The following is a 23,723-nucleotide window of genomic DNA, read 5'->3' as shown; positions in this document are numbered from 1 at the left end:
TATGGAAGATGTTTTTTCCAAATAGTTTTCGACAACCAAAAAAGGATTACCATGAGCCACTAGGGCTGCAGGGTAATCCTTTTTGTTATGGACAAGTCCGTAGAATGAGCTACATGCTTGAATCAACAGGATATATTAGTACGGTGTCACCAATAGAATATTGTCCAGGAAAACGTCACTCATGACTTTTTTGCCTGTTCCGCCCGTTTGCACATGATACAAGCGATACTGATCTTTGGCATTGATGTAGAACAGGCCTGTAACATCATCTCTGATATGGAATGCATCCCATTCGTCACTGGTAAGTTTGGTTACCTTGAGAGCAGTGTTGACTGAATAGAGACCGTTGTTGCCCGAGATGTAAGCAGCCGTAGGTGTGCCGTTGGTCAATTGATTCGCAACATACGTTACATTGTTCAGGTTCAGGTTGGCGGACTTGGTTACTTTGTTGCCGGAGACCGTTTTGGCATAAGCCTTCTTGTCTGCATCAATAAGGACAACCTTGTCTGTACCTAGAGCACTTACTTCCCGAACGCTTTTACTATGAAGCTGAAGTGTTTTGGCTGAAGTTGTTAACGCAAACGCTTTGCCTTTGGCATAATTGTAATCCTTGTTGCTGTCGAGCTCGATTCCTTTGTTATACACGTATAGATTGTTTCCCCAACCACCGGAATATACTGCATTCACATCCAGTTTGGCTTTGGGATTTACCGCAGAGGCCTTGCCCGTGTTGTAATTCACCTTATACATGACAACAGCATTGGTAGAGTAGTACTGCTCATATGGGTCTGTATTGACCATGAGTTGCAGTTCGTTTTTGGCCAGATTCGTAAAATAACGACCTTCCACTGCACCTGCGGCAATTCTCTGCACAGCTCCAGAACCGTTGGATGTTTTGGACACGATCCACGTGTTTCCATTAACCAGTGCGTTATAGTAAACCCGCCCTTTGGTTACCACGAGAAACGGAAAGTCGGTATCAGCCTTGTCCGCAATCTTGGTAACAGCTGAAGTGTCACTATTGCCATTAGCGCGATATATCGTGCCTGTAGCATCCAGATAATAGATGAATCCATTATCCGTATAATAGCTGAGCACATCTGTTGCAAATGTCTCTGCTTCATCGCTGGAACCGTCATTCGGAACCCGAAGCAATGTTGTGGAAGAAGCAGTCTGGGTGTAGTAGAGATAATAACCTGCCGCGAGCAAGTCCACCCCTTGGAAATCAATTAATACTTCTGTTGTATTGCTTCCATCCGCGGATACTTTGTACAAAACGCCGTCGGACTCATAATACACAGTGGATTGGCTAAGTGAAGCTGCCTGGGCTTCGCCCCCGCCTCCGAATGTCATTCCTGCAATGAGTATAAATAACAGCAATGTACAGATGATGCGTTGTAAATATGTATGCCCTGTTTTCATGCTTTCCTCGTCCCCTTCGTTCTATATGTATGTCGTTAATTTCTTATGTTATATCGGTAAACTATGGAAGATATGTTAGATCTCAAACATGAAAAAAGAAGCGAATGAAATTGAATTTCATACACATTCAACCCTGAAATGGAATTGCGAATGATGCTGCCAATTCAGCTCCAAAGCATTCTCCGCCTGACTTGATCGTGATAACATAACATTCAATCAGCGAAGAGAGTCAACTGACTAATCAACGACAGGAGCGAAACGATATGATGAACATAGCTACGATTGGTACAGGGTCCATTGTTGATGCCATTTTAGCCGCGATTAGTGAACTGGATGATGTCAATTGTACCGCGATGTACTCCCGGAAGAGAGAAACAGCAGAGGCGCTTGCAGGCAAACACGGAGTAAGTACAATCTATACGGACCTGGAATCCCTATTTTCAGATGAGAAAGTAGATCTCATATATATTGCTTCACCGAACAGCATGCATTACGAACAAGCCTATCAGGCACTTCAACACGGCAAACATGTCGTCTGTGAAAAACCGTTCACGTCCACACCTCAGGATGCCGAAACCCTGATTGCACTTGCAAAAGAAAAAAATCTGTTGCTGTTTGAAGCCATCTCAAATATTCATTTGCCCAATATTAAAGTCATACAGGAGCAGCTGCCAAAGCTTGGCCCGATCAAACTCATCCAATGTAACTACAGTCAATACTCACGCAAATACAATGATCTGCTTGCAGGGGGAACACCGAATGTTTTTAATCCACAATTCTCTGGCGGAGCGCTGATGGATATTAATATATATAATCTTCATCTAGTCATGAATCTGTTCGGCAGTCCGAATACCGTATCGTATACTGCGAACCAGCATGCAAACGGCATTGATACGTCAGGGGTTGTCGTTCTCCAATATCCGGAGTTTATTGCGGAATGTGTGGGTGCCAAAGATACAAGCAGCATGAACTTTGTGCTTATTCAGGGAGAGAAAGGGTATCTTCAGGTTGTCGGGGGAGCAAACGGTTGCCGGGAGATCAAGCTTCAGATCGGGAATGAGTCTGCTGAGGCGTATAATGCCCAGACCAAATCCAATTGGCTCTACTATGAGTGGGAAGTGTTCAGGGACATCCATGCAGGTGGGGATTACAACCGGTGTTACGAACTGCTCGAACACAGCCAGTCTGTGATGAGTGCACTCATGCGTGCGCGTAAGGATGCGGGGATTGTATTTGCAGCGGATCTGCGTTAATCATTAATACGTGTCATTAATACTCCCCATGTATAACATATCGAAAATATAAAGTACCGAAACCATCGAAGACATTTTGGACAGCCTTAATTGCTCGTTGTAACCGTAAGCCAGTAACGTTTCATCGCAATGTCTCGACAGGGTTGAATGGTTGTTGCCTGTAACTGCGATGACTTTCATCTGTTTGTTGCTCAGCACTATGGCAGCTTCAATCATCGATTGGTTCTCACCTGTGTGCGAGATAACAAAAGACAGTGTATTGCTATTGGGATTCATCGTATTCATGTAATGCATGTTGGGACTATTGTGAGCAATCGCAGATATGCCGAGTTCATTCCATTTGGCACAAGCCTGTTGAGCCAGATAATAATTCATATCACTGCCATAGATATCGATACGTCCGGATGCTTTGACCCAGTTCGCGATTCGTAGCAAAACGGGAGCCTTTAATGTCTGGCGGGTATCCTCCAGCGCCTGCTGATACAGGTAAGGAACCGAGTCGATGGCAGCAAGCACATTGCCTTGTTCTGCAATTGGACAATCCTGCGTCTGCAACGTGGAAGGCATCTGTTGATATTCAAGAGCAAGCTTTAGCTGAAAGTCTGGGTACCCCTTGGTACCCAGCTTTTTGCATAAGCGAACAATGGTGGATGAGCTTGTATAGGTCTGCTGAGCCAGTTCATGGGCTGTAGAATCAAATACAACTTCGGGATTGTTCAGGATATAGTCCACAATATGCTTCTCCTGTGCCGTTAATTGTGAAGCATATTTTAATTTTTGAAGCAGTTTGGATTCCATGTGGTTGTTCCATTCCTCTCTATAATCATCCCAAAGCATATATCTCCACATCATAACCTGCGTTTATTGATTTCTCAATCTGCACATCTCAGATCTGACTTTCCGCGAGTTGCTGACGACTATTCCATTGGGTGACGAAACGAAGAAGAACCATACTTATGAGTAGGAGCAATGCACCAATCAAGAGTAACATCCAAGGACCGATCAGCAGCATGCCACTGGCTTGACCAGCCACTAAGGCGATCAGGGGAAGGACAATCAATCCGCCGAGCTGATAGGCTTCCTGGAATCCGCGAACCTTGGCCGAGATTAATACGTTTAATAGAATGACCATAAGACTGCAAGCTGGAACAACCCACACCACAAGTATGATCCAGTTCAGATTGGGAAACATCAACGTTCCAAACATAGGGTACATCAGAATATTGGCAATGATTCCATAGAACAGGAAAGTAACCCAGGATAATAGAAGGGAAGGAATTAGGGCAGCCAACACTTTGCCTTTGAAAAGTGTGTCCATGCTGATCGGTGTGAATAATAAACCTTCCAGTGTCTTGCGCTCCTTCTCACCAGCGAAACTATTGGCCGTCAGAATACTGGAGGCCATTACCGGAATGATGAGAAACAAGGGCGCGAACATATACATGGCTAAATAATAGACAATACGATGATTATCTGAAGGCATGGAAGCAAGCTGAGGAATCTGTCCACCATGGGTTAATGCATCCAATGATTCGAGCAAAAAGCTGATGTTGCCCAGAGAACGAAGTTCCATTCTGGAGGCCGCCCACAGAAGGGCAGAGGGCATGATGATTCCGATAATCAATGGAACGATTAACATGGGCAACCAGAGCTGAACGCTGGCTGTGACGGACCGGATATCTTTACGGATCAGTGCACGTATGGCTTGGCGATTATTCATGGTGGTGTGCCTCCCGTATGGCAAAATAGATACTCTCCAGATCACTGCCCGTGATGCGGGCCTGATAGACTTGACCATGCTCCGTTAATTGCCTTAGCAGTAATGGAATATCTTCACGAGATGTAAGCTGAAATGTCGCTTGATGTGCAGAGATTATTTCAGGTGTGTAGTCAGTTGCTGTGTTCCATCCATCGGGCATGTCGGCTTCAACTTCGAGTTTCGGAGTGGACAGGTACCGGCTAACAATCTCCTGTTCCGTGCCTTCCTCAACGATGCGCCCCTTTTCCAGGAAAATATAACGATCACAGACGGCTGACAGTTGGGACAACACGTGGGATGAGACCAGAATCGTCATCTTTTCTTCCTGATTTAATTGACGGATGATACGCAGTACCATCTGAATTCCATCCGGATCCAGGCCATTGGTGGGCTCATCCAGAAACAGGATGGAAGGACGATGCAGGAGTACTCGTGCAAGGCCCAGGCGTTTCTTCATGCCTGTGCTATAAGTGCCGACCTTTCGATGCTGATAATCTTGCAGCTCGAACAGAGTTACAAGCTCGTCGATACGTTCCTGGGCATGCTTCAGGCCAAAAACATCTGCGAAGAAAGTCAGATTGTCACGGCCACTCATATTTTCATATAGTCCACTTTGTTCGGTAAGGGTGCCACATATGGCCAGTACTTTCTCGGCCTCACGAGCGGTGTCCAATCCGTTAATGGTTACCTGTCCACTGGAAGCACCCAAGACACCATTCATGATGCGGATCAGTGTGGTTTTGCCCGAACCGTTAGGTCCAATTAACCCGGTGACACTGCCTTGTTGAACTGTGAAACTGACATCATGCAGTGCTTGATGTACCTTGAATTGCTTGGATATGTTGCGTGCTTCAATCATCTATATTCACCATCCGATCTGAGTTTGGAGATTATACGTGCAGTAGGCTGATATCGTTCAAATGGACGACAAAAAAGATCTATTCCTGCTTCAATAGTCCCGAATGTAGGGTGCATATTTACCCTGAAGTCTGTCTGAAATCGGGTCTCAGGTTTGTTTTCACTATGGCGTGTAACATGTATCCTTATTTTAGGGTAGAACATCCGTTTCATTGCTATTCGTAATGTGGTAATGAATTGAATTACATATGAATTCGTCTAACACATCCATATGAATACATCATATGAGTACATATTGTGTTCTGGACGTAGAGGAAGGTGAGTGACTCATGGCAGCATCCAATGAATATCGTTTTCAAGTGAACCTGAGCGGGATGATTCAGATTTTATCCAACCATCTATATAGTAGTCCCAAGGTGTTCTTGCGTGAACTCATGCAAAATGCAACAGATGCGATCACGGCACGCAAGGAAGTGGAGCCGGGATATCAGGGCGAAGCAAGGATTGAGCTGACAGGAACCGGTGATCAATTGACGATGATGGTGGAGGACAACGGAGTTGGCCTGACCGAAGCGGACATCCACGAGTTTCTGGCGATGATTGGACAATCCTCGAAGCGGGGGCAGCAGGCACTGCTGGATGGCGAGACATCGTTTATTGGGCGTTTCGGTATTGGTCTGCTCAGCTGTTTCATGGTAAGTCATGAGATCGTTATGCTGACTCAATCGATTAAGGGTGGTCCCTCGATGGAGTGGAGAGGTAAGCCGGATGGTACATATACGATTAGACAATTGGACACACAGTTGTCTCCCGGAACGAAAGTATATCTGCGTTGTACACCGGATGCAGCACATTATTTTGAAGCGGAGTATGTGAAAGAAGCTTTATTTTACTACGGCGCTCTGCTTCCTTATCCAGTCACGTTGATACATGATGGGGTGCAGTCTGTTGTCAATCAGGATTCTCCGATCTGGCTAACACGCCCGGAGCTTGCCCGTTCTTGCCGAGCGGAAGTGCTTGCTTTTGGTGAACGTCTGCTTGGGGAGAAGTTCCAGGATTTCATCACGTTGACAACGGCTACGGGCCGTACGGGAGGCATTGCATATGTGCTGCCACATGCAGTGAATCTGAATGCCAAGCGTTCTCACCGAGTGTACCTGAAGCGAATGCTGATCTCGGAGAAAGCCGAGAACATTTTGCCGGAGTGGGCGTTCTTCGTGAAATGTCTGATCTGGACCGATGAGCTTCAACCAACGGCATCAAGAGAACATTTCTATGAAAATGAAAAACTGGAAGAAGTGCGCTCCGAGCTTGGAGATGCTCTGCGTACGGGGCTGGCTGACATGGCTGAGAATCAGACCGAACGCTTGCAGAAGCTGATTCGCCTGCATGCCCTTTCGATGAAAGCATTGGCCGTTCAGGATCAGGCGTTCTACGCGATGATTCACCGCTGGCTGCCTTTCGAGACGACGAGAGGACACCGGGAACTGGGTGAACTGATTGATGAAGGGGATACGCTGTATTATACCGGCTCCATTGATGAATATCGTCAGATACATCATGTGGCTTCAGCACAGTCCATGCTGGTCGTCAACGCAGGTTATATCTACGATAAAGAACTGATGGCGATGCTGCCTGTCATACTGAACCATGTACAGACCGAGCGAATTGAGCCAGATGAAGTATCGATGACATTCACGGATATTGCACCAGCTGAACGTAACCAGTACTATGATGCGCTACGGTTGGCAGATTCGGCATTACAACGTTTCCGCTGCCGGGCTGAAGTGAAAGGGTTCAAGCCATCGGATCTGCCGGTGTTGTTTACCCTTTCGCAGGAATCATCCACGCTGCGTGCGTTGGAAAAAGCAAGCGAAGAGAGCACTGACTTATTCTCCTCTGTTCTAGGTTCGTTGTCGGCAGGCATTAATTCGGCAGGGTACTCGACGTTGTATCTGAATGTAAACAATCCCATCATTAAACGGGTGCTGACTTCACCGGATAATCAGATGACACCGATTGCTATAGAAATGTTGTATGTCAACGCACTGATGATGGGCCATTACGCCATGAACAAGCAGGAACTTGAAGTGTTGAATCAGGGGATTGTAAGGTTTATTGATTGGGGTTTACGTGCAAATATGAACTATGAAGGAGATGCCTGATGAAGACAGAGCTGAATTTTGAAGACTTGATGGAAGAGGCCTATCAACTGCCTAGTGGTCCTGCGAAGCTCGGTTTTTTGGAAGAAGCAGCGCGGGTAGCCGATGTCAATGGTATGGTTGAGGAGGCGTACGAAGCACGCTCCGAGATTGTGGATGTAGCCACCTTCTGTGGATATCCGATGAAAGCTTTGATTGCTTTTTCCTGGCAACTGGGCAAGTTCGATCAGCAACCAGAGCTGTATGATGAAGAGACGTTATTGTGGTCATATAAATGGATTCTCGGTAAAATGCCCGATTTCCCTGAAATCTCACGCGAGAAGATTATGGAGCTGTTGGAGGACTTCGGAGCACGGTTCAAGTCTTATGGTTACAGTGAGCGTTCTTACTGGTACTATCGTTTCCGCATCTTTATGGATTTTGGAGAGCTGGAGGAATCAGGACGCAGTTATGACAAGTTCAGAACATTGGACCGCGACTTCATGAGTGACTGTGAGGCATGTGAGCAGGATGAGGTTATGCGTTATTTTATGTTAAAAGGAGACGACGAGAAGGTGCTGGAATTGGCCAAGCCTATTCTCAAAGGACGCATGAGCTGTGCGGAGATTCCGCATCTAACGTTGTCGGAAATTCTGATGCCGCTATATCGTCTGGGGCGGACGGAGGAAGCCGATAAATATCAGGTCAAGGGATACCGCTTGATCAAAGGTGAGAACGATTTTGTGCAGAGTTTTTCCGAGCAGATGGAGTATCTCACACTTACGAATCCGGCCAAAGGCATTGATGTCCTCGAAGAAACACTGGTACTCGCAGCCGATCATGAAGATGCATATGCCAAAATGTTGTATTATGCGAAGGCAGCCCCGTTATTGCGGCGTTGGGCTGAAGAAAAAGAGTCGGATGGGTATCGCCTGCGCTTGCCAGCATCCTTCCCGTATGAAGGCGATCCCGGCGACTTGCTCAAGTTGGCTGATTACTTTGCGGAGCATGCTCAGACCGTTGCAGCCAAGTTTGATCAGCGTAATGGAAACACACATGTATCCTCGTTGATCGCATAGAGACGGTTATTACTCCGTAACATATAATAACGTAAGAAAAGTAACGAAACAGGCTTGTTCAAGAAGGTTTGTATCCTTCAGAACAAGCCTGTTTTTCTCATTTATAAGCATGATAATTCTTATCAATATGAAGATACTTTGTTTTTATTGTGCCGATACTTCAGAAGGGACCGTCGCTGGTGAAGGAACCGGTGCAATTTCTGATGTATCTTCTGCAGGCTCTGCTCCTTCAGCAGGTTCGGCTTGCGGCTGCTGAGCAGCCATTAACTCAGCGACGATGCGATCTGTCGGCTGTGTGATTAAAGCATACATGATAGCAGCCTCTTCTTGACGAATCAGAGGTTTGCGAGAAAGAAGATCAATGGAACCGTCCTCCATCACCCTAGCCTCAGGTCCATGGATACCAAGCTTCGCCATCATCTGAACAGCAGGTACAGCCCATGGATCTGTGTGCCCTGCAAGTTTCACATCATTGAAAAGTTCGCTAGGATATTGCAATTGCATAATTCTCCACATCATGACCATGGCTTCCTGTCGGATAATCACTTGATCCGGCTTAAACTGCTGTTCGTCCGTGCCCGTAATCATACCCAATTCATATCCAAGTTGAATATATCCGGCTGCTGCATGGTCTGCCCAGTCGGTGCCCGCAGGTGGCGTTGTTTTGCTGGGCTTCAATCCACTGAGTTTAAGCGTATTTTCAATGAATTCAGCTCGTGTCACAGCTGTCTTCGGTTGGAAAGACTTGTTGGCATCATTCTCATAATATCCAAGAGATTGTATGGCATAGATTGCTTCAGCATAGGGACTATTCTCACGAACATCCCGGAAGCCAGCAGCTTGTTGTCCTTTTTTGGCATACCCAAATGGGTTGAGATAGGGTTCTCTCATGTAAGTTGTGCCATCTTCGTATGTTTTGAACGCCGTGAACTGTCCGGTTAATTCATCTTTGAACAGATTATCTTCCAGTTGACTCAGCTTACGTTCGCCAATGAACGGATCACTAATGCTGAGCGCACTGGACGTTTCGCCGCCAGCTTGCAACTTGCTAATGATGGTGCTGATGCGAAGGTCAGCATACAATCCGTTAAAACGCTTCAACTCTTCCGCAGTTTGCGGTGTGTATTCCTTGAACTGCACTGGCTCTGCATATTGCGGGAAGAAATTCTGGATGAATGCCGGGTAGAACAGATTACGAAGTGCTCCATTTTGATTATAGGTCAGGAAGACGCCTGTGTTTTGCTCAGGAATAAAAAATAGATAAGAGCTGAATCCTGTCAGGTCGCCTGCTTTGGTAATCACGCTGGAACTGCTTCCTGCCCCAGGAAGCTGAAACGGTGCTTCGAACCCGTAAGTGGTATCGGGCAGTAATGGATGAATGGAGGAACGGTACTGTTCCATGCTTTTCACTGTAGATTCCTTGAGAATACGTGTGTTGTCCTTCACGCCATCATTCAGGAACGCAATCATGAACTTCCCGATGTCCTCAGCGGTAGACAGCATGCCACCTTGAGGCATTGGTGATGGAGAGAGGGTATACAGATCAAGCGGGTTGTGTGCCGCATCATAGCCTACAGCAAGTTGCTTTTGGAACTTTTCGTCCAACATGAAACTGCTGTTATTCATTCCTAGTGGTTTGAAGATATGCTGCTGCATATAGGATTCAAAGGGCTCTCCACTAACATTCTCCACAATCATACCGAGCAGCAAAAACGAGAAATTATCGTACATGTAGGCGCTGCCAGGCTCTCGAACGACGGGAGGCATGTGTTGCTGAGCGTAATCCTCCATCGTTATGTATTTGTCAAAATCAGTATGGATGTCTTCCTGCTGCGGATCACGGATCTCGAAGCCGGTCGTGTGTGTGAGCAGGTTCTCCACAGTTACAGGTTTGTCAAAAGGATTATCGAATTCGAGCCCTTTCACATAGGTTTGAAAATCAGCTTGCAGGTCAACTTTGCCTTGCTCCACCAGCTGCATCACGGCTGCTGCCGTGAATGTTTTGGAGACAGAGGCTACACGGAAGGCCGTATTTTTCGGATCAATAGGCGTTTTGTTCTCCTGATCAGCATAGCCGTATCCTTTTTCCGCCAGTACTTTACCATCCTTCACAACAACAACGGAGGCTCCAACATAATGAGCTTTTGCCTCAGCGGAATCAAAGAATGAGTCGAGAAATGCTGTAGCTGATTCGCCTGTCAGCGCTCTCGTCTTCCCCTGTTCAGCAGCTACTGGAGTCGCGGTCTCCGCCTGAACTGCGGGTACCCATAGACTAAGAGACAGAACAACAGCCATGAAAGCTCCGATTAGGGAGGTGAACCTGACGCGGGTCTTTCGTTCGGAAAGATACATGCAAACACTCCTTTTATGAAAATATTTACAAAATAGTTACTTATCCATGTATTACTGATTACTCGCACGATAGGTTTCACGATAATAGATTCCAATGTTGACAATCCAGATGACGGAGAGCATTACAATTGGGAATGGAGCAAAGCTAAAGAGGGCTGAATATAACACCATGGAGACCATGCCGATCCCAAGCAAAATGTTCATCATCAGGAAAGAACGATAGGCTGCACGGTATACGATCCATTTCTCACCTTCATCCAGTTTCTCGAAATGATCCTTCTTCATGTTGCGTGAATTCAGATCCAGTGCGCGATCAGGGAAATAGCGATTGTATCGTTTCACAGTCAGTGTTTGCAGTATAACGACGATGATAATAGAGATACACGCAGCAAAGAGATTCATGAGGTTAAACAGTTCGGGAAAATTCGGCATGTTTCTGTTGGAAGCGTTTAAGGACAGAGCAAGTGCGATCCAGGTAAACGCAACAATAACGCTCAATCCGCTGAGAATCATCGCTTTTCCGAGGGAACGCTCAGCGGGAGAGATGAGTGAGTCAGAATCTCCATACACCTCATCTTCCGTTGGAGGCACAGATGGCGTACGAACAAGACTGAGCGTGTTCCACAACATCATAACCACCACTGAAGCAGCCAGTAATGCAAATAAAAGATCATAGTCATAGTAAACGGACAACGTCCAATTCAAATTAGATGGAATTTTGTTGATTCCGCTGGCTCCGAGAAAACCGACTACAGCACCACCTGCCGCATACAACGGAAGACGCATCTTGTTCTTTTTGGACGGGGAAGTTGTTCTGTTCATCTTAATCTCCACCTTTCAATTCAAAGATTTTTTCGACAGGTTCACGAAAGACATGGGCTATTTTTAATGCCAGGACGACCGATGGGGAGTAATCTCCGCGTTCAATCAGGGCAATGGTTTGACGGGATGCGCCGATGAGTTTGGCTAATTCCGCTTGGGACAACCGGTCTCTGGCCCGTAACTCCCTAACATGATTGTGCAATTCTTCCACTTGCTCACCTCCATGAATAAAATGTACATGATATTTTACTGAATGTAAACTATAATATACAAAATGTTAATAATAATTTACTTGTATAGGTTGAGTTTGGACATGAAAAAGAGAGCCTGCCATGGCTCTCTTAGTGATTATGTTGTTGCCGAAAAAGTAATATCATGATGCCTCTGCACACGCCAGATGTTGATGCTGTTCCTCTGTCTTCGGAAGTGACATTCGGAAAAAGACGAGTGCTGCAAGCCCCATGAGTACATACAGAACAGCCATTACGTATGAGGGCAGGAAGGCTCCGATGGTTAACCCGATACTTCCGAGTAATGCAGCCACGTTATAGCTCAACCCGTCAGCGGCCATGTAGGCAGCCCGGTCCAAATCTGGGATCATACCGGCTAGCATGACCTGACGAACAGGGGCGTACATCAATTCTCCAATGGTTAGCAATATAGCGGATGATATAAGTAGCCAAGCCCAGTTGCTGAAAGCAAGAACGGCGAAACCTGCGGTATACAGGCACATACCGACAGCCATGATCGCTCGGGACTGGAAGCGGCCCATCCATCTAGAGAATGGGATTGCAACCAATGCAACCAGTACAGTGTTGATGATCATAATCAGGCTGAACATACGCAGACCAGAGATATCTGAGCCGAACAGTTGGGCGGTGAATTCACTTTTTAGACGAACCGCAATATATTTATCCAACTGGAATTCCAGGGAAACGGCAAGGACCGTAGCCGTGAAAAATACCATGAAACGTTTGTCCTGAAAGACCGCCCGGTACGTTTTCAGTATGTTCCTCTGGAAGGGAGCATCGGATTCTAATATTCTGGTGGATGGACCGGAATGATTGGATTGATCTCCATGATTAATCGCGCGTTTTTCTATTGTTTCCCGAATCATAAAGACTAATATAAACAGGGTAACCATACTTTCCAGGCATACCAGACTGAATAATAAGAAACGAAATGATTCGAAAAATAGCCCGCCCAACAGTGCGCCAAAGGTTACAGCAACGTTTGTTGTCCAATATTGTAACCCATATACATAATGACGTTCATGTTCACTGCTCACGTCGACAATCATGGCATTCGCAATCGGCACTGTGATCCCTGAACTTAGATTGCTGAGCAGAAACATGAGACAAGTGACGATGATCGAATCCATCCACGGCGAGTTGACGATAGCCAAACAAAGTAGAGCCACGACCTGCAAAGTTTGTGCAATCACCATTAATTTCTTCCGTCCCATTCGATCCGACCAATATCCTGCCCACAGACCCACAATCATGGAAGCCGCAATATTGACCGTCAGCAATAACCCTGCCACTCCTGCGCCAATCTGAACACTCAGATAGATCGCCATGAATGGAATGATGGACTTCTGAGTCAGATCGGTGAAAAAATCTGTAATGATACGTATTCGGATGTTAGGGTGCAGATCGGCGTATTTCATAAATTGTTCTTCTTCCTTCCCACTGGTCATGTTGATGTTACTGAGTATAATGGAGGAAAACATGAAGAAAAACTGTAGAAGCATCCGGGTGGATTTCGTATTTTAGAATGAGAAGAAGGAAGGGCATATATGGACGTATCAGAACATTACATTCAACTGCGGTTGAACTTCCCGCATGTGCATGATGAACAAGAAGTACATACAACGGTAAGTGAACTCGCTGATCTTTTATGTTGCACCATGCGTAATATGAACCTCATTATGAACAAATTCAAGAAGAACGGATGGGTCAGGTGGAACCCACAGCGTGGCAGAGGCAAAAAATCGATGCTGTTATTTTGTGTCCCTTTGCTTACTGTGGCGCGTGAACGGTTCGACGATTTACTGAATGGCAACAGGATGGAGGATGCCTATGAACTGGCAGCCACCTTGCCAATACCGATGCGAGAACATTTGATGCAGCAAATGCAGACTCAATTCGGCCTGCTTTCGAATGAAGGAGACAGAGGCCGGGTGGATACATTGCGGATTCCGCAGAATACACCTTTTAAGACTCTCGACCCTACGCAGACGGGGATGTGGGGAGAAGTATTCATTATTACAGAGGTCTTTGATCGTTTGGTTCGTTATAATGGGGAACGCCAAGTCTGCGAACCGAGTCTGGCTATGGCATGGGAGAGTGATGCGGATGGAAGGGAATGGACCTTTTATCTGCACAAAGGCATACCTTTTCATCATGGAAGGATCCTGGATGCAGAGGACGTCAAGTTTACCTTTGATCGCATTATCTCTAATAAGAGTAACCCGTGCAGGCCGCTGTTTGGTTCCATTGAGAGCATAGAAGCGTATGACCTGTTGACTGTACGTTTTGTGTTGAATAAGCCCAACTTCATGTTCCCGGATCTGATGAGCAGTATGTGTGCATCTATCCTGCCTAGAGATGTGGAGATGAACCCGCTTCATCCGATTGGAACAGGACCTTATCGATTGACTCGTCATGATTCGAAGCTGCTTGTACTTGAGGTGTTTCTGGCCTATTTCAGAGGGCGTGCTTATGTAGATCGCGTTGAAGTATGGCAGCTTCCCCACTCGGCAAAGGCGGAGTCCATCATCAAGCATGATTTATTTCCGGATGCGGAGCCTCGTGCAGTGCAGCATGAGATACAGGGTGGTGTGTATATGACGTTTAATATGCAAAAGGAAGGGCCGCAGCATGATGTGAATTTTCGCCGGGCTGTTCAACAGTTATTGAATGCACATGAGCTGTCGGAAGCGCTCGGGAGCACAAACACACAGGCTGCTTATAGTTTGATTCGAGGACGAGTACAGGAACAGCAACCAACAGGGGGTGCGGATCAAGGGGAGTTATGGAAAAAGCATTCGGAACAATCGAATTTCTCTGTCACACCTATACCCGCACTTTCCGTGGAGACCTCACTGGCGAAGGCCGCGGCATTATTACGTCGTAGCTCATACCAAGGGCAGAGTTTAAGTCTATGGGTGGAAGAAGGAGAGAAGATGGAGGCAGACATGGTCTGGTTTGCAGAGAGATGTAAACAGATCGGCCTACATATCAACATTATGCCGGGAGATCCGGTCCATGCAGTCTATCAAGATGGGTTCAGGGACTGTGATCTGATCTATACAGGAGAAGTCTTCAATGATCATGTCATGCTGAGCCTCGTGACGATGTATACCTTCCGGAACACGTTATTCCTGATTGCGATGAATGATTACTGGAGACATGAACTGGAACAGGAATGCGGACGTGTGGTGATGATTCAAGAACCTGCTGAGCGGTTGGGAAGATTGATTCAGCTGGAAGATCGACTGATACAGGAGGCGCTGCTTCTGCCCGCGTACAGCTTCAGGGAAGAACATGCCCATCATGATTCGCTGCGAGATTATCGTGTTGCGGGGTATGGTCTGCCTGATCTGCGCAGACTGTGGGTGAAAAGAAAGCCTGGTGCCGAGCAAGAGGATGGGAGTTATCCGGTGTATATTCCGTTGTGGTAGGTATGGATGGTTACCTACCACAACGGAGAGGACAGAAATAACCTGAGGAAGCAGAGCGTTCGCCTGAAAGCTTTCTAAGAGAAAGCTACATCGGAAGCATACGCTTATCCCCGATTTTCGCCTTAATGAAAAGGAATCAAAAAAATCTGGGGATAACAGCGATCAGAAGGTTGTTCTGTCATCGGAGTGACCAGTGTAAATACATTCATTAGTTCAATGTATATAGGCACAGATCATTTACGAAACCCTGTTGAATTCAATCGGTTTTGTACCCGGCTCAAGCAACAAAGGAATGGAGATGGATTGAGCAACTTCTGATGATTCGTTTAGGGTGAACGTATATGTGACCTTCAGACCGAATGTGACCAGTTCGACAGAGAACGTATCTTTTCCGGTGTATTCCATGGGCATTTCGAGGGCGTTAAAGGTTGCCTGCAACCCGTTCGTTGTTTCCTGAATAGACATCTCGCCATAACCAGGATGCGTGTAAATACCCGCATAAGCGGTGTAAGGTCGATCACAAGGTATGATGAGAGGTTCTTCCATTTTTTCCTCAACGGTAGTTTCTGCCTGAATAGGTACTTCCAAAGGATTCTCCGGATTAACCTCCGTTTCTTCTGATTCTTGCCCCATTAATTTGCTTAATTTGGAACTCCAGTTGACAGGCTCAAGTCCAAGCAGTCGGTCCATGATATGAAAAGCAACCGTATACGGAATTATACTTCCGTTGGTATTGCTCAGAACCACGATTCCAATCTGCTCCTCTGGCAAAAAGGCAACTTGTGATGCAAAGCCATCAATAGCCCCACCATGATGAATCATGGCATGTCCACGATAAGGCTCAATCATCCAACCGAGACCATATGTACTCACAGGTAGCTCTTGGCTTATGAACGGCGAATCACTAGTCATCTGAGGACTATGCATAATCTTCATCTGTTCCTTAGAGATCAGTGACGCTCCTTCCCATTGACCTTGATTCAATTGGAATTGAAGCCATGCGCTCATATCGACTAGATTACTGTTAATGGAACCAGCAGGTCCTATGGCATCAATGATACGAAATGGTATTCTCGTATTCTGCCCCTCTTTCTCTAGGTAAGGGTAAGCATAGTCTGACTGGAGTTGCATTTCATCAACAGAGAACAGACTTGAGTTCATACCGAGCGGATTAAATAGGGAATTCTGGACCATCTGCTCCCACGAAGTTTCATTGAGCTGTCCAACAAGGTAACCGGCTGTCATGTACATCAGGTTTTGATACTGCCATTTGTTACGGAAATCTTGATTTGGCTCCAGATACTGTAATGCGTGTACAAGTTCTTCTCTTGTACGTGGGGAGTTGTACCATACCAACTCATGCCGTGGAAGACCGGAACGATGGCACAACATGTCGCGAATAGTTAGACGTTCTGTTGCGACCGGATCGAACATTTTGAAGTCTTTCATGTACGACTTCACGGGGGCATCCCAATCCAGTATATCTTGATCAACCAGGAGAGCAGCGGTTGCTGCGGTAAAGGCTTTGGTACTTGAACCGATGGCAAACAACGTATTAGGGGTAACTTCAAGTTTGGATTCCAGGTCACGATAACCGTAACCTTTTTGCCAGATGACCTCATCCTTATGGATCACAGCCACCGCTGTACCGACACCATTCCATAGTCGAAGTTGATCATCAATGAACTCATCCAGTCCTTCCAGTGATGTGCGAAGCTTTGTACTTGTCATACCCTTCCCTCCCCATAGTCAATAAAATGAATAATTTCCTACAATTCACTATGCCTTTTCTGGATAAAGTTAACATCCTACCCGAGACTGATTTTGCGTACCAATGCCGTATTAACCGACTTCACCGATTGCTTGTCAAACTAGTCCGCATATATCGAACAAGTCCCTCATAACATGTACTAATCAAGTAGGGGTTCTGCTGCAAGCAGAATCCTGAAGTGAAAACATGTGCTAAAGGGGATGATGTCATGCGCCGAATATCATGGATGCTTGCCATGGTATTGGTCTTATCGGCCTTACTTGCCGCCTGCGGGAAGAAGGATGCGGCAGCTGTGGTCAAAGATCTGAACGAAGTCGTAGGAGAGATGGAAAGTTACCAGGGGGCAGGCGTGATGACGCTGCATACCGGAGATGCGCCGCAGCAGTACAAGGTCGAGGTATGGCATCAGAAGCCTTCCTATTATCGTATTGCATTAACGAATGCCAAAAAGGATGTAACACAGATTGTACTGCGTAACGATGAAGGCGTGTTTGTTTTGACACCTAGCCAGAACAAAAGCTTCCGTTTTCAGAGCAATTGGCCGGATAATCAAGGACAGGTCTATCTCTATGAAACATTGATTCGGAGCATTACGGGGGATACAACCCGCCAGTTTGCGGATGAGAAGGAGAGCTATGTATTTGATGTAGCTGCCAATTATAATACACATGCACTTGTCAGACAGAAAATCTGGCTGAACAAAAGTGATTATGCACCTAAACAGGTGGAGGTATCCGACTCCAATGCCAATGTTGTGGTCGATGTGAAATTTGACTCCTTCAAATTCGGAACTGAATTTGAGAAAGATGCCTTTGACATGCAACGTAACATGACAGCCGGTACTGAAGAAGGCGGCAAGACAGGAACCGACTCCGGTGTGACTCCTGTGGAGCAAACCGGTAATGAGGGCGGCAAAGAACCAGCCAATCCTCAGACTGCGCCTGAACCAGAAGGAGCTGTTACTGATGGACAGACGGGTGTGGGTGGGGACACAGAGCAGCAAGGTACAGAGGGGGCCGCAACAGGTCAGGAAGGCGAAGAGCCAACACTTGCTGAACCGGAAGGGGCAGACAGCTTCGGGGTGATTCAACCAACCTATGCACCGGAAGGCGTACAGCTCAAGGATGATCAGATCCTGGAAGAGGCAGGAGACTATTCGGTCATGCTTCGTTATGAAGGAACCTATAATTACACGATATTCGAAGCCAGACCTCAGGATCGAGCTGTATCGCTTGCTCCATCCAGTGTAGTGGATCTTGGATTCACATTGGGAATGATCAGCGGAGATGCATTGAAGACTCTGACATGGATGACAGATGGCATAGAATATCGGATCACCAGTGCGGACCTTCCTCAGAATGAAATGGTACGCATTGCAACATCCATGCAGGAAGAGTCAGGCAAATGATTTTTGCACAAAAGAACGAATAGTAGCATAAACATAAGGAATGCTAAGAAGCATCGGAGACCCGTTCTCCGGTGCTTTGTTTGATGAGAGATAGGTATTCATCTGGAACCATTTCTCCTGCTCCATCATCCAATAATGCAAAATGCGCTTCTATGCAGAGGGAACCGGGTAAATAATCGATATAAGCAGCTCTTTGATGGGGTGAAAAGTGAAATTATACCCTGTCAATCTCGCTTATCGGTCTTCTTCTGTATTCACATTGGTTCCTCAAACGGCGCGCCTTGCACCTGTTTTTGAATGTGAAACTTCGGTTCATTTGACAGTCACATGCAGGAGCATTACGATGGAGTCTGACGTGAGCCGGATTAAGATGATTAGAGAAGGTGACTTAACGTGCAAGGACAATATCGGCCGACCCAAGCGGACATCAATTTGGATCATTTGTGTACTAACGTAGAAGCTTTCCGCAAGGCATTGCCTCAGGGCATGAAATTCCTCGCCTGTGTGAAGGCCAATGCTTATGGGCACGGAGCGGTGGAGATGGCCAGAGAACTGGAACGAGTGGATGTGGATTACTTAAGTGTTGCTTTTCTTGACGAAGCGCTGGAACTGCGACAACATGGGATTACGATTCCAATTCTGGTGTTGGGTTATACGCCGCCTGAAGGGATCGCTGCTGCATGGAAACATGATGTGACCATCACGCTGTTCAGCAGGGAAGTGCTTGACGCCATTCGACATCTGGATGCGAGCACATTCGCTAACAAACTGAAGGTTCATATTAAAATTGACAGCGGTATGGGCCGATTAGGTCTGTTACCTGGCGATGAGGCATTGGCTTTCATCCAGGAAGTAGCTTCACTTAATCAGGTGATGCTGGAAGGCATGTTTACCCATTTTGCCAGAGCGGATGAAGAAGACAAAACCTATACACTGGAGCAGTATCGACGGTTCCAAGGCGTGGTTCATGCGCTCAGGGATCAGGGATGTTCCATCCCGATTATACATACGGCGAACAGCGCCGCTGCCATTGATACACCTGAATTGTCTTATGATATGGTACGTGTGGGAATAAGCCTGTACGGACTGTATCCTTCGGCTGAGGTGAATCATCAGGTGGTGAAGCTGTCCCCGGTATTGACGCTGAAGACGAAAGCGGTTCTGGTCAAAACACTGCCACCCCATTGGGGGATCAGTTACGGAACCCGTTATTTTACGCAAGGGTACGAACGAATAGCGACCCTGCCAATCGGATATGCAGACGGATACTCAAGAATGCTGACAGGTAAAGCACAAGTGCTTGTACGCGGCAGCCGCGTCCCTGTCGTCGGTACAATCTGCATGGATCAGTGTATGGTGTCGTTACAATCTTTCGCAGAAGAAGCGGAAGAAATTCAAGTCGGCGAAGAGGTTGTCCTCATCGGTCATCAGTCTGGTGGCGTTATAACCGCAGACGAGGTGGCATCCCAGCTCGGTACGATTGCTTATGAAGTGATCTGCATGATGGCGCACCGCATTCCACGGGTATATACCCGTGGGGGAGCAGTAGTCGCCAAAATTAATCCACTTTTGACATCCTGACAGGTAAACTGGACGTCATTACCAATAAACTTTTTTTCAGAACAGAAGGAAAACTGTCGGAGCATCTCGAATGTTGTATGACAGTGAGGATTTAATTCCTGAATTGAGATGTTTGGTCTGTACGAATATTGTTCCCCGTGTTTATAATGGAGTACAGCATACTTGATATACTCGGGGCATATATATTCCTTTGTATAAAAGTTCTGGAAAAACGTAATACTGGTTCACAATGGCGAAAGGTTTGTGGGGGTGGAAGAAAGGTGGCCAACTTGCAGAACACCAAGCGGATCATGATCAGTTTACCTGATTATCTTTTGCAGGAAGTGGATGGCATCGTAGCGCTGGAGAATTCCAACCGCAGCGAATTGATTAGGCAGGCTATGAAGCTGTATTTAACGGAGCGTAAGAAACGTTACATCCGTGAAACGATGCAGCGAGGGTACATGGAGATGGCAAAAATTAATCTGACCATGGCATCCGAAGCCTTTCATGCGGAGGAAGATGCGGACAGCACTCTGGACCGCTTAGTTAGCGGGGTGTAGACATTGATCGTAAAACGTGGTGACGTTTTTTTTGCGGATCTTTCTCCCGTTGTCGGTTCCGAGCAAGGTGGAGTCAGGCCGGTTCTGGTAATCCAGAATGATATCGGCAACCGGTTTAGTCCAACTTGTATTGTGGCGGCTATCACCGCCCAGATCCAGAAGGCAAAGCTGCCAACGCATGTTGAAATTGATGCGGCGGCTCATGGCTTTGACCGGGACTCGGTTATTTTGCTCGAACAAATACGGACGATCGATAAGCAGAGGCTGACTGACAAGATTACCCATCTGGACGAGGAGACCATGAAATTGGTCAACGAAGCCTTGCAGATCAGCCTGGGATTAATCGATTTTTAGGCAATAACCAGCGTCTTGTACGCTGATTTGCTGTCCGTTGGCAATGGATGTTCCTGTAAGGGAACACACTGAATTCAGACTGTAACCAAAAGAGCGTATGACATCCTTCGGGCTGTTGTACGCTCTTTTGATTAAAGCTTGATGAAAGCGTAGAACATTGGCGATCTTTTCGCTATAATGAAACCTGAGAAACTGTTTACCCGAAAGACCTATATATAGAGGTGGAGGAGACATATGAGCATTTACATCAATCAGGAGAAACTTCAATTTCATTTACAGACCCGTGAGGCCAGTTACGTATTTCAGGTACTGCCTTCAGGATATTTGGTGCATTTGTATTATGGCAAAAAATTACGCGACACCGATCTGAGCTGGCTGCATGTACGGACAGAACGAGCGTCCTTTAGCCCTAACCCGGTGCCAGAGGATCGTACGATCTCATTCGATACGTTGCCAGTGGAATTGCCAGTGTATGGCACGAGTGATTTCCGTAACCCTGCAATCCAATTGGAACTTGAGAATGGCTCAACGGTTTCGGAGTTTACGTATACAGGTCATCGATTGGTCAAAGGAAAGGCAGCGCTTACCGGACTGCCAGCAACATACGTTGAATCCGATGACGAAGCAGAAACGCTGGTTATTGAGCTGGAAGACCGCGTCGCTGGTATCAAGATCGAGCTTTCTTATACAGCCTTTACGGCATTTAATGCGATTACACGTTCCATGCGTATCGTGAATGAGAGCGCTACCGCTGTGAATGTGGTGCGTGCGCTCAGTTCTTCTGTCGATTTCCCGCATGCGGATTATGAATTGTTGCAATTGTCAGGGGCTTGGACACGGGAACGTGATATCGTGCGCAGACCGCTTGCGTCAGGCCTGCAAGGCATCGAGAGTCGTCGCGGTTCAAGCAGTCACCAGCAAAATCCATTTATTGCGCTGATGACACCAGGTACGGACGAAGATCAGGGTGAAGTCTACGGATTCAGTCTCGTCTACAGCGGCAGCTTCACCGCACAGGCTGAAGTGGATCAGTTCCACACCACCCGTGTATCGCTTGGGATCAACCCGTTCGAGTTCAGCTGGAAGCTTGAGCCACAGGAAACGTTCCAGACACCTGAGACCGTAATGGTGTATTCGGCTGCAGGTTTGGACGGCATGTCACAGTCCTACCACGAATTGTATCGGGAGCGTCTGGCACGCGGGAAATTCCGCAATGCAGAGCGTCCGGTGTTGGTCAATAACTGGGAAGCGACTTACTTTGGTTTCAACGCAGACAAGATTGAACAGATCGCTCGCGCCGGACAGAAGCTGGGTATTGAGCTGTTTGTTCTGGATGATGGCTGGTTTGGACACCGGGACAGTGACAATTCCTCGTTGGGCGACTGGATTGTAGATAAGAACAAATTGCCACAGGGTCTGGATGATCTGGCTAACCGCGTAACCAGTCTGGACATGCAGTTCGGGTTGTGGTTTGAGCCTGAGATGATCTCACCAGACAGTGAGTTGTACCGCGCGCATCCGGACTGGTGTCTGCATGTGCCTGATCGTCGCCGGACAGAAGGGCGTCAACAATTGGTACTCGATTTCTCTCGTCAGGATGTTCGTGATGAGATCGTGCGCATGTTAACAGACGTACTTGGTTCTGCACCAATTACTTATGTGAAATGGGATATGAACCGGAATATGACGGAAGTGGGTTCCGCATTGCTTCCGGCAGACAGACAGCGTGAGACTGCGCACCGTTACATGTTGGGGTTATATGACGTTATGGAACGAATCACTTCGGCGTTCCCGAATATTCTGTTCGAGAGTTGTTCAGGTGGTGGTGGCCGCTTCGATCCAGGGATGCTCTATTACATGCCACAGACGTGGACAAGTGATAACACAGATGCGATATCCCGTTTGCGGATTCAGTACGGTACCAGTCTTGTGTACCCGGTGAGCTCCATGGGATCACATATCTCAGCGGTACCGAACCATCAGGTGAACCGGATCACTTCTCTTGAGATTCGGGGACATGTGGCGATGTCGGGCAACTTCGGGTATGAGCTGGACCTGACGAAATTCACGGAGGAAGAGAACGACATCGTGAAAGCCCAGGTTGAGCTGTACAAGGAGATCCGTGGAACGGTGCAATATGGAACGTTCCGTCGCTTGCTCAGTCCGTTTGAAGGCAATGAGACGGCGTGGATGTTTATTGCACCAGACGGAAGCGAAGCGGTTGTATTCTACTTCCGTGTGCTCTCTGAGCCTAATGCGCCACTTCAGCGCCTGAAGCTGAAAGGATTGGACCCGAATGCGGATTATCGTCTGAAAGGCGGATCAGAGACCTTTACCGGCGATGCCTTGATGTATGGCGGTATTTCGGTAGGCAGTGCATCAGGAGACTATCTGAGCGAACTGTTCCGCTTTGAACGCGTTTAGACTGCAAAGTGATATAGAGTTTTAAAAAAAGGAGGACCGAGGAGCGTCGTGATGACGTTTTTCGGTCTTTTTTTGCCGTAATGGGGAAGGCTGGAGGATGACATCATTCTGTCAGAACTTGTATGCTTGCGGATTGATGGAAATCTGGATGTGATTTTGTGATAATATAGGATAGAGTGGAAAAAACAAATGGTTCAACTATACTGTAATTACAGCAGCAAAGCTGCCCTGAAATGATTGTAACGAACGATTCAGATTCAGGAAGGAAAGAG

General features: G+C 46.9%; 18 protein-coding genes. 9 read left to right on the top strand and 9 right to left on the bottom strand.

Features of this window, described 5'->3' with window-relative positions:
- Positions 1–135: 135 nt before the first annotated feature.
- Positions 136–1,422 (bottom strand): DUF5050 domain-containing protein, encoded by a 1,287-nt coding sequence (locus tag MKY73_RS22870; RefSeq protein WP_339303587.1) that lies wholly within the window; start codon positions 1,420–1,422, stop codon positions 136–138.
- A gap of 266 nt (positions 1,423–1,688) precedes the next feature.
- Here MKY73_RS22870 and MKY73_RS22865 point away from each other — a divergent pair, with 266 nt between their 5' ends.
- Positions 1,689–2,675: a Gfo/Idh/MocA family oxidoreductase gene (locus tag MKY73_RS22865; RefSeq protein ID WP_339308703.1), complete on the top strand. Its 987-nt coding sequence runs from the start codon at positions 1,689–1,691 to the stop codon at positions 2,673–2,675.
- Positions 2,676–2,678: 3 nt separating this feature from the next.
- Here MKY73_RS22865 and MKY73_RS22860 read toward each other — a convergent pair whose 3' ends face one another.
- From MKY73_RS22860 to MKY73_RS22850, 3 genes are all read right to left on the bottom strand, one after another.
- Positions 2,679–3,473 carry a MurR/RpiR family transcriptional regulator gene (locus MKY73_RS22860; RefSeq protein WP_339303586.1) on the bottom strand — a complete coding sequence of 265 codons (795 nt, stop codon included), beginning with the start codon at positions 3,471–3,473 and terminating at the stop codon, positions 2,679–2,681.
- Between the two features lie 88 nt (positions 3,474–3,561).
- Positions 3,562–4,395 carry an ABC transporter permease gene (locus MKY73_RS22855; protein ID WP_339303585.1) on the bottom strand — a complete coding sequence of 278 codons (834 nt, stop codon included), beginning with the start codon at positions 4,393–4,395 and terminating at the stop codon, positions 3,562–3,564.
- A complete protein-coding gene (locus MKY73_RS22850) occupies positions 4,388–5,293 on the bottom strand; it encodes an ABC transporter ATP-binding protein (RefSeq protein WP_339303584.1) in 906 nt (301 codons plus the stop codon). The genes MKY73_RS22855 and MKY73_RS22850 overlap by 8 nt, the downstream gene beginning before the upstream one ends.
- A 328-nt stretch (positions 5,294–5,621) precedes the next feature.
- Here MKY73_RS22850 and MKY73_RS22845 point away from each other — a divergent pair, with 328 nt between their 5' ends.
- Together MKY73_RS22845 and MKY73_RS22840 are read left to right on the top strand one after the other, a co-directional pair.
- Positions 5,622–7,457, top strand: coding sequence for an HSP90 family protein (locus tag MKY73_RS22845; RefSeq protein WP_339303583.1), 1,836 nt, complete (start codon positions 5,622–5,624; stop codon positions 7,455–7,457).
- On the top strand, positions 7,457–8,512 hold the full coding sequence (locus MKY73_RS22840; protein WP_339303582.1) for a hypothetical protein: 1,056 nt from the start codon (positions 7,457–7,459) through the stop codon (positions 8,510–8,512). The genes MKY73_RS22845 and MKY73_RS22840 overlap by 1 nt, the downstream gene beginning before the upstream one ends.
- A 144-nt stretch (positions 8,513–8,656) precedes the next feature.
- On the opposite strand, the gene MKY73_RS22835 is transcribed toward MKY73_RS22840, so the two are convergent.
- The 4 genes from MKY73_RS22835 to MKY73_RS22820 form a co-directional block, all read right to left on the bottom strand.
- Positions 8,657–10,864, bottom strand: coding sequence for a serine hydrolase (locus tag MKY73_RS22835; RefSeq protein ID WP_339303581.1), 2,208 nt, complete (start codon positions 10,862–10,864; stop codon positions 8,657–8,659).
- Positions 10,865–10,915: 51 nt separating this feature from the next.
- Positions 10,916–11,686 (bottom strand): DUF3169 family protein, encoded by a 771-nt coding sequence (locus MKY73_RS22830; protein WP_339240360.1) that lies wholly within the window; start codon positions 11,684–11,686, stop codon positions 10,916–10,918.
- A 1-nt stretch (position 11,687) separates the two neighbouring features.
- Positions 11,688–11,897, bottom strand: a complete 210-nt coding sequence (locus MKY73_RS22825; RefSeq protein ID WP_017690042.1) for a helix-turn-helix transcriptional regulator — start codon at positions 11,895–11,897, stop codon at positions 11,688–11,690.
- A gap of 162 nt (positions 11,898–12,059) precedes the next feature.
- Positions 12,060–13,355, bottom strand: coding sequence for an MFS transporter (locus MKY73_RS22820; RefSeq protein WP_339303580.1), 1,296 nt, complete (start codon positions 13,353–13,355; stop codon positions 12,060–12,062).
- Positions 13,356–13,484: 129 nt separating this feature from the next.
- Between MKY73_RS22820 and MKY73_RS22815 the strand changes: the two genes are divergently transcribed.
- A complete protein-coding gene (locus MKY73_RS22815; RefSeq protein ID WP_339303579.1) occupies positions 13,485–15,371 on the top strand; it encodes an ABC transporter substrate-binding protein in 1,887 nt (628 codons plus the stop codon).
- Between the two features lie 237 nt (positions 15,372–15,608).
- On the opposite strand, the gene MKY73_RS22810 is transcribed toward MKY73_RS22815, so the two are convergent.
- The gene (locus MKY73_RS22810; RefSeq protein ID WP_339303578.1) at positions 15,609–17,102 is read right to left on the bottom strand and encodes a serine hydrolase; all 1,494 of its coding nucleotides are present in this window, start codon (positions 17,100–17,102) and stop codon (positions 15,609–15,611) included.
- A 248-nt stretch (positions 17,103–17,350) separates the two neighbouring features.
- Between MKY73_RS22810 and MKY73_RS22805 the strand changes: the two genes are divergently transcribed.
- The 5 genes from MKY73_RS22805 to MKY73_RS22785 all read left to right on the top strand — a co-directional run bounded on the left by MKY73_RS22805 (position 17,351) and on the right by MKY73_RS22785 (position 23,451).
- On the top strand, positions 17,351–18,550 hold the full coding sequence (locus MKY73_RS22805; RefSeq protein ID WP_339240365.1) for a DUF4367 domain-containing protein: 1,200 nt from the start codon (positions 17,351–17,353) through the stop codon (positions 18,548–18,550).
- Positions 18,551–18,943: 393 nt separating this feature from the next.
- Positions 18,944–20,131 (top strand): alanine racemase, encoded by a 1,188-nt coding sequence (gene alr / locus MKY73_RS22800; protein ID WP_339303577.1) that lies wholly within the window; start codon positions 18,944–18,946, stop codon positions 20,129–20,131.
- A 260-nt stretch (positions 20,132–20,391) separates the two neighbouring features.
- Positions 20,392–20,673, top strand: a complete 282-nt coding sequence (locus MKY73_RS22795) for a ribbon-helix-helix protein, CopG family (protein WP_017690037.1) — start codon at positions 20,392–20,394, stop codon at positions 20,671–20,673.
- 3 nt (positions 20,674–20,676) lie between these two features.
- Positions 20,677–21,027, top strand: a complete 351-nt coding sequence (locus MKY73_RS22790) for a type II toxin-antitoxin system PemK/MazF family toxin (protein WP_024630714.1) — start codon at positions 20,677–20,679, stop codon at positions 21,025–21,027.
- Between the two features lie 234 nt (positions 21,028–21,261).
- A complete protein-coding gene (locus tag MKY73_RS22785) occupies positions 21,262–23,451 on the top strand; it encodes an alpha-galactosidase (RefSeq protein WP_339303576.1) in 2,190 nt (729 codons plus the stop codon).
- Positions 23,452–23,723: the final 272 nt, after the last annotated feature.

Source organism: Paenibacillus sp. FSL R5-0519, from assembly GCF_037974275.1.
Classification (GTDB): Bacteria; Bacillota; Bacilli; order Paenibacillales; family Paenibacillaceae; genus Paenibacillus.
Note: the sequence above shows the minus strand (reverse complement) of the source record. Positions and strands in the feature narration are given on the sequence as shown.

Coding starts and splice junctions, on each gene's coding strand:
- MKY73_RS22840 (WP_339303582.1), top strand. CDS start 7,457: ATGAAGACAGAGCTGAATTTTGAAGACTTGATGGAAGAGGCCTATCAA.
- MKY73_RS22850 (WP_339303584.1), bottom strand. CDS start 5,293: ATGATTGAAGCACGCAACATATCCAAGCAATTCAAGGTACATCAAGCA.
- MKY73_RS22785 (WP_339303576.1), top strand. CDS start 21,262: ATGAGCATTTACATCAATCAGGAGAAACTTCAATTTCATTTACAGACC.
- MKY73_RS22830 (WP_339240360.1), bottom strand. CDS start 11,686: ATGAACAGAACAACTTCCCCGTCCAAAAAGAACAAGATGCGTCTTCCG.
- MKY73_RS22845 (WP_339303583.1), top strand. CDS start 5,622: ATGGCAGCATCCAATGAATATCGTTTTCAAGTGAACCTGAGCGGGATG.
- MKY73_RS22805 (WP_339240365.1), top strand. CDS start 17,351: ATGCGCCGAATATCATGGATGCTTGCCATGGTATTGGTCTTATCGGCC.
- MKY73_RS22865 (WP_339308703.1), top strand. CDS start 1,689: ATGAACATAGCTACGATTGGTACAGGGTCCATTGTTGATGCCATTTTA.
- MKY73_RS22810 (WP_339303578.1), bottom strand. CDS start 17,102: ATGACAAGTACAAAGCTTCGCACATCACTGGAAGGACTGGATGAGTTC.
- MKY73_RS22870 (WP_339303587.1), bottom strand. CDS start 1,422: ATGAAAACAGGGCATACATATTTACAACGCATCATCTGTACATTGCTG.
- MKY73_RS22835 (WP_339303581.1), bottom strand. CDS start 10,864: ATGTATCTTTCCGAACGAAAGACCCGCGTCAGGTTCACCTCCCTAATC.
- MKY73_RS22815 (WP_339303579.1), top strand. CDS start 13,485: ATGGACGTATCAGAACATTACATTCAACTGCGGTTGAACTTCCCGCAT.
- MKY73_RS22860 (WP_339303586.1), bottom strand. CDS start 3,473: ATGGAATCCAAACTGCTTCAAAAATTAAAATATGCTTCACAATTAACG.
- MKY73_RS22820 (WP_339303580.1), bottom strand. CDS start 13,355: ATGAAATACGCCGATCTGCACCCTAACATCCGAATACGTATCATTACA.
- MKY73_RS22855 (WP_339303585.1), bottom strand. CDS start 4,395: ATGAATAATCGCCAAGCCATACGTGCACTGATCCGTAAAGATATCCGG.